The organism is Thalassospira xianhensis MCCC 1A02616, assembly GCF_003326475.1.
Lineage (GTDB): Bacteria > Pseudomonadota > Alphaproteobacteria > Rhodospirillales > Thalassospiraceae > Thalassospira > Thalassospira xianhensis.
In genome coordinates this window covers 21,283-27,620 of the sequence record NZ_JPWA01000048.1, presented here as the reverse complement: position 1 = coordinate 27,620, position 6,338 = coordinate 21,283, and the positions used below count along the sequence as shown (strand labels likewise).

Genomic DNA, 6,338 nt, shown 5'->3' with positions numbered 1-6,338 from the left:
AGACCGCATCCGGCGCGACGGCAATCCCTGCCATGCCGACCGCGGCAACACATGCCGCCGCCGTCGCAACCACACGGGGGCCGAAGCGTTCGGTCGCAATCGCAGAAATAATAATGAACAGGCAATAGCCCAAAAATGACCCGCCGGAAATCACGCCGGAAACCGTCGGACCAAGTGACAATTCCGCATCGATTTGCGGCAACAGAAGCCCAAAGGCAAATCGGGCAAAACCATAACAAATGGCAATCAGCGCAAAGCCGACAAGACCAATCTGAACCGCCGGGCTGATGGCAGGTTTGAAATCGGGCTTCATGAACGCGCCTGTGCAACAAGAATGGCCGCAGCCTTGCGTGCGGCACTTATGGCATCCATCCCGCGATAAACCGCAGCGGCCACCGCCCCTTCAAACAAAACCAAAATCTGTTCTGTCAGTTCCCCATGATCCCCGGCCCCCAGATCACGCTGAACGATTTCGGCAATTTTGGCTCTGGTTGCGTCTTTGTGCGTCAGGACAACATTGGCAATTTCCGGGATGTCACCCCCGGTTTCACCGTAGCTTCGCAAAAACAGGCATCCACGCCCGCCTTCATCACGTGTCCATTGTCCCAGCACGTCAAAGATTTCATCAACGCTCTGCACATCAAGGCGTTCCATAAAACGCCGTTCGCGCGCGCCAAGCACCAGCGCCATAAGCGCTGTCTTGCTACCGACATGTTTGTAAAGTGTGCGACTGGAAAGACCCGCTTCCTGCGTCAGCCGATCCATGCCGGTTGCGCTAAAGCCATTACGATCAAAAAGCCGCTCGGCCGTTGCAATAAGGTTTGTCTTGATATCCATGGGCACAGTGTAAAACGATCGTTTTACACTGTCAACACAAGCAGCCCCTGCCGGTTTTCCCTGCAAGACAACCCGACACGGCAACCAGTCACGATTTCAGCGCATGAAACGCCGTTAAGGCCGGAACATCGCAAGCTTGATGCCAAACGCAATAAACACGCTGCCGGTCACGGCTTTTAACGCGCGCTGGAACGATCCATTGCGTGCCATCCCGGTCAGGCGCGACAACAGAATGATCATGGTCGAAAACCAGATGATATTGATGCTGGCATGCACACAAACCAGCATGAAGGCCGATGTAATCGCGCCCTCGCCGACCGGAATGAATTGCGGAAATGCCGCAAGATAGAAAATCGATACCTTGGGATTAAGCGCATTGGTCAGGAACCCTTCGCCATACGCCACCAAAAGCGTTCTGCGGCGTTTGGCCGGGGCCACTTCGGCAACGGTTTTAACCCCGCGCCATGCCTCGCGCAGCGCCTTGAACCCGACCCAGCAAAGATATGCCGCACCGGCAATCTTCACCATCATGAACAATTGTGCCGACTGCACCAGGATCACCGAAATCCCCAAAATCGACAATGTGCCATGCAGGTAAAAGGCGGTCACGAAACCGGCAACATTGGCAAAACCTGCCGCGCGGCCGGATGTCGGAACGGTTTTGGCAATCAGAACGCCATTGGGCCCCGGCGACATCACCAGAAGGGCCGTAACAAGTGTGAAGCTGATAAACTGTGTCCAATCCATCGGCGTGGCTCCATAAAAAGGGTGGCCACGAAACTATAGATGGATTGTAAAAACCGGCAAGCGCGCGATTGTACCGATACATCGCGTGCCCTTAACCGCAAAAGCAGGTCAAATCAGCCCTGCCCCAACCGTTGCAGATCGTATCTGTGATCAAGGATCGACTGCCACCAGTCGCGATTGTCGATATACCATTGCACCGTCTCGCGCAGGCCCGATGCGATATCGTGCGTCGCTTTCCAGCCAAGCTCGGTTTCGATCTTTGTCGCGTCAATCGCATAACGATGATCATGCCCCGGACGGTCGGCAACAAATTCAACAATATCGTCAAATTTCGTAACAGGGACATCCTCGGCCAGTTCACATACCAGATCGAATATCTGGCGCACGATATCGATGTTGCGCGCCTCGTTCCGCCCGCCGACATTATAGGTTTCCCCGACCCGGCCCTGTTCGACAATCATCGCCAGCGCACGCGCATGATCATCAACATGCAGCCAGTCACGGATATTGTGGCCGTCGCCATAAACCGGCAATTTCTTGCCACGCAGGGCATTGATGGTCATCAGCGGGATGAATTTCTCGGGAAACTGGAACGGGCCATAATTGTTTGAACAATTGCTGATCACCACCGGCAGGCCATAGGTATGGCACCACGCCCGCACCAGATGATCCGATGATGCCTTGCTTGCGGCATAGGGGGAATTGGGCCGATACGGACTTTGCTCGGTAAACAGGCCATCATCGGGGCCAAGCGATCCGTAAACCTCGTCGGTCGATATGTGATGGAACCGGAACCGTTCCCGGTCATCCGGCATAAGACCGCGCCAGTAAACGGCCACCGCTTCGAGCAAGTGATAAGTCCCGACGATATTGGTGTTGATGAATGCCCCCGGCCCGTCAATCGACCGGTCAACATGGCTTTCCGCCGCCAGATGCATGACCGCATCCGGACCAAAATCATGAAGGGCCGCCGCAACCGCAAGCGGATCGGCAATGTCTGCCTTGATGAATTGATAATTTGGCAGATGGTCTATGGTATCAAGACTGCGCAGATCGCTGGCATAGGTCAGTTTATCGAGGTTAAGCACTTCCCAGCCACGTTCAAGAACCAGATAACGACACAGGGCTGATCCGATAAATCCCGCCCCGCCAGTCACCATGACGCGCATTGCTAACACCTTTATCCTGTTCGTCTTTTTCTTATCCGATAGAAAAACATCGAAAAATGGCCCGGAAAAGGCAGACTGCATGACCGCTCAGTCCGGGTTCGGTATCTGAAATCGCTTGAATGTTCCTATTTTGTTCTTTATATTCCGGATATGCGTCATTCCAACATCCATATTCGGGAACAGGATCCCTCTTTGCTACCCGGCGATGGCTGGACCGATCCGGCAATCGATACCGACATTCTGCCCAATCGTGCCCGCAAGGGCCGTGGCGCTGTCTCAAATATGGATGGCCGGTTTGAACGACTTCACCATCAACCGGTCGATGACGGCTGGATGACCAGCCTGATGGAAGATCAGGACGCGCCGCGCATCCGCACGACCCTTGGCATTGATGGTGCGCGCAGCGTGATTACCAAAAATCAAAGCCCGGACGTGCCGTTTGACCGCTCAATCAATCCTTATCGCGGATGTGAACATGGCTGTATCTATTGCTTTGCCAGACCGACACACGCCTATCTCGGCCTGTCGCCGGGACTGGATTTTGAAACAAGGCTGTTCTGGAAACCAGATGCCCCGGCGCTGTTGCGCAAACAGCTTGCCGCCAAAAGCTATATGCCCGCCCCCATCGTGATCGGCACCAGCACCGATCCCTATCAGCCGGTTGAACGTGAAAAACAACTGACCCGATCCATCATCAGGGTGCTTGGCGATTGCCAGCATCCCTTTTCGATCATCACCAAGGGTGCCCTTGTCACCCGCGATATCGACCTGATCGCGCCAATGGCCGCCAGAAAGCGTGCATCTGTCGCGGTATCAGTCACAAGCCTTGATCACAGATTATCCAACCTTCTCGAACCGCGTGCTTCCGCCCCGCACCGTCGGCTTGATGCCATTCGCAAACTTGCCGATGCCGGCATTCCGGTCACGGCCCTGTGCGCGCCGATCATTCCCGGCCTCAATGACATGGAAATCGAAAATCTGGTCGCGGCGGTGCGTAATGCCGGGGCAACGTCCGTATCGCACATCGTCGTCCGCCTGCCGCTTGAAATCGCCGATCTGTTCGAAGAATGGCTCGAAGCCAATTATCCCGACCGCAAGACAAAGGTCATGTCGCTGATCCGCCAGATGCGCGACGGCGAACGTTACCAATCCGAATTTGGCACCCGCATGCGCGGCACCGGCCCGATTGCCGATCTGATCGCCAGGCGGTTTGATGCCGCACGCAAAAAACACGGCATGACCGGCCGGTCGCTCAACCTTGATTGCAGCGGCTTTATCCGCCCGAATGCGAACGGGCAAATGTCGCTGTTCTGAGATCACCAGCAACATCGCCCCTCGCCCCCAAGCCCTGCTCGCGCGACCGGCACACACCAACCCGATCAATCTGCACGACGGATCAGCATCGTCCTTTGACCGCCAACGGTAAGGCGCAATACTTCGCCATCATCAAATGCGTAACTAAGGATATGATGATCAGGATCCACAATCTGTTTGTCCTCGATCATGACAGCACCATTTGCGACCAGCTCGCTCGCCGCCGCAATGGTATCGGCAAACCCCGCCATCAGAATAAGCGGCACCACCCCGATCCCGTCTTTCAGGGCATTGGGTGTGAAATCAAGTGTCGGCATGCGATCAGCAAGGGAGATATGGGTCATTTTCCGGTTTCCTTGTTGGTGGGGCCACCTCGGGCAAACCGGTTTATGGAAAAAACAAAGGCCGCCCTGGGGCAGCCGGTCTTGGTTTAATTTACAAACACATCAACAGGCGCCGCGCTATGTGCACGACGTAAAATAGGCGTTCTGATGCGTAACAATGTTTTCCATCTTCAAATCATTACGTACCTTATGCTGTCAGGTCAACCCTGATTGCAGCGGCTTTGATCGCCCGAATGCCAACGGGCAGATGTAATTGCTTTAGCCCCGCATCAAAACAGACACCACAAACAGCAAAACACCCGCCCAGGCAAAGCCGTTAGGCGGGTGCTGATCAAAAGCAGGTCAAAGCCGGGGACTATCCCACCACCCGGTACCGGGCGTGTGGGGCGGGGCTTGCTGCGATCGACGGATCGATCTTCGGCAAAACCCCGCCTTCCTCCGCGCCTGTATATTCTGTCAAATCCTTGCTTTGGGCGTCGGTATCGTTCATCGCCATCATGCGGGCACTTTCAAAAAAGCGAAGGCCGCGCTTTTCAAGAACATAAAGCGTTTCCGCCCCCCATGGCCCCGACCATACCAGCCCCGAAAGCGTTTCCATTTCGCGTTCGATCCGGGCCGGTGAAATCGGACGGCCAAGGCACGTGGTCAGCAAAAAGGAAAGTTCCGCTGCCGTCACACCGTCTTCGCAGCATTCCTCGGCCAGAACCGCCATTACCGCCATGGTCACAACCCGAAGAGAAACCTTGCCGGTTTCAATCCCCGGAAAGCGGCTTTGCTGCAGGGTGACGATATCATTGGCAATGCGATCAACGCCCCCACGGATCACATATCGCCCGCGCCAGACCCTGCAGCTTGTCCGTACTTCCCATTCCCGCATTTTGTCCCCGCCTGTTTTCTTGTCCCACGTCAAGAATGATACATTATAGATACATCACGTCAACCACTTTATCGACTTTTTGTATCATTTAATACAAGCATCACGGAACCACTGATAGCCGGTTCCGGTGGCGGCAAATCCCCCATCCTCGTCCACCGGTTCGATATAGCCCCGCGTGATTGCGGTATGAAAATCACGACCGAAATTCTTTGGCATGCGCAGATGTTCCTGCCGCCGCAGCAACCGCCGGATATCATCACGCGTCACAAAGCTGCGCCCATCGCGATAATGCAGCCAGATCGCGGCAATCAGGATGCTTTCGGCAAAGCCACGCGGCTGCAGCCGGGCAATCAGATCGCCCAGACTTCCGATATATCCAATCAGGAAATTCGCCGGATCAATCGCATCCGCAGTACCATCGCCAACCAAATCAGCCCCACCCAAATCGCGCCCGATGGCCTGCCCGGCCACCTGCCCCGGTGCGCTCTCCGATGCAGGTGTGCCTTCAGTCAGGCGTGCCGGAGAAAGAGCCGGGCCGGATCGATCCGATCGCGCCGTTACAGGGAATTGCCCGCCAGCAGGCATTTCCCGCAAAGAGCCACCAGGCCCGAATGACGAAGATGGCGCAGACGGAGATGATGCCGCAGGGGATATAGCAGGAGACACAGCAGCCGACATCGAAGCCCCTGAAGAAGACGCTGCCCCATGATCAACCGCGCCGCCGCCCGGTGCTGCAGCCGCCCGCAAACTGGTCGGAGAACCAAACAGGGCCGCCATCACCAAAGGCAGGCGCGCAGGCGGGATCGCACATTCGAGATCCACCGGCCCGAAATCACCTTCGCCCGTCAGTTTGACATGAATAACAGCAGCCAAGTTTCTTTCACCCCCAATTTGGGCCAAGGGGATATCATACATTTCGTACATACATCAACATCAATTACAAAAATATGTATCATATTATACACACAATGTTTTCGCAAAAACCCCTCGACAAAACAGGCCTTCGCGCAGCACCATGATTTCACTGCAAGATTTCAGACCGCACCGTCA

The 6,338-nt window shown here is 55.4% G+C and carries 8 protein-coding genes; 1 reads left to right on the top strand and 7 read right to left on the bottom strand.

Annotated elements, in window-relative coordinates:
* The 4 genes from TH5_RS23245 to rfbB all read right to left on the bottom strand — a co-directional run.
* Window positions 1-313, bottom strand: a 313-nt coding sequence (locus tag TH5_RS23245; RefSeq protein ID WP_341866636.1) for an MFS transporter, incomplete at its 3' end; no start/stop codon positions are given.
* Window positions 310-837 (bottom strand): TetR/AcrR family transcriptional regulator, encoded by a 528-nt coding sequence (locus TH5_RS23240; protein WP_114123879.1) that lies wholly within the window; start codon window positions 835-837, stop codon window positions 310-312. The genes TH5_RS23245 and TH5_RS23240, both read right to left, overlap by 4 nt.
* Window positions 838-951: 114 nt before the next feature.
* On the bottom strand, window positions 952-1,584 hold the full coding sequence (locus TH5_RS23235; RefSeq protein WP_114123878.1) for a LysE family translocator: 633 nt from the start codon (window positions 1,582-1,584) through the stop codon (window positions 952-954).
* 113 nt (window positions 1,585-1,697) lie between these two features.
* A complete protein-coding gene (gene rfbB, locus TH5_RS23230) occupies window positions 1,698-2,753 on the bottom strand; it encodes a dTDP-glucose 4,6-dehydratase (RefSeq protein WP_114123884.1) in 1,056 nt (351 codons plus the stop codon).
* A 192-nt stretch (window positions 2,754-2,945) separates the two neighbouring features.
* Here rfbB and TH5_RS23225 point away from each other — a divergent pair, with 192 nt between their 5' ends.
* Window positions 2,946-4,067: a PA0069 family radical SAM protein gene (locus tag TH5_RS23225; RefSeq protein ID WP_244205019.1), complete on the top strand. Its 1,122-nt coding sequence runs from the start codon at window positions 2,946-2,948 to the stop codon at window positions 4,065-4,067.
* 65 nt (window positions 4,068-4,132) lie between these two features.
* Here the strand turns inward: TH5_RS23225 and TH5_RS23220 are convergent, their stop codons facing one another.
* From TH5_RS23220 to TH5_RS23210, 3 genes are all read right to left on the bottom strand, one after another.
* Window positions 4,133-4,411, bottom strand: a complete 279-nt coding sequence (locus TH5_RS23220) for a tyrosyl-tRNA synthetase (protein ID WP_114123876.1) — start codon at window positions 4,409-4,411, stop codon at window positions 4,133-4,135.
* Between the two features lie 355 nt (window positions 4,412-4,766).
* Complete coding sequence (locus tag TH5_RS23215; RefSeq protein ID WP_114123875.1) at window positions 4,767-5,288, bottom strand: hypothetical protein; 522 nt, start codon at window positions 5,286-5,288, stop codon at window positions 4,767-4,769.
* An 84-nt stretch (window positions 5,289-5,372) separates the two neighbouring features.
* Window positions 5,373-6,161, bottom strand: a complete 789-nt coding sequence (locus TH5_RS23210) for a hypothetical protein (RefSeq protein WP_147250174.1) — start codon at window positions 6,159-6,161, stop codon at window positions 5,373-5,375.
* Window positions 6,162-6,338: the final 177 nt, after the last annotated feature.

What these genes read in the sequence shown, in the direction of transcription:
- TH5_RS23240 (WP_114123879.1), bottom strand. Translation starts at nt 837, where the DNA reads ATGGATATCAAGACAAACCTTATTGCAACGGCCGAGCGGCTTTTTGAT.
- TH5_RS23235 (WP_114123878.1), bottom strand. Translation starts at nt 1,584, where the DNA reads ATGGATTGGACACAGTTTATCAGCTTCACACTTGTTACGGCCCTTCTG.
- rfbB (WP_114123884.1), bottom strand. Translation starts at nt 2,753, where the DNA reads ATGCGCGTCATGGTGACTGGCGGGGCGGGATTTATCGGATCAGCCCTG.
- TH5_RS23220 (WP_114123876.1), bottom strand. Translation starts at nt 4,411, where the DNA reads ATGACCCATATCTCCCTTGCTGATCGCATGCCGACACTTGATTTCACA.
- TH5_RS23215 (WP_114123875.1), bottom strand. Translation starts at nt 5,288, where the DNA reads ATGCGGGAATGGGAAGTACGGACAAGCTGCAGGGTCTGGCGCGGGCGA.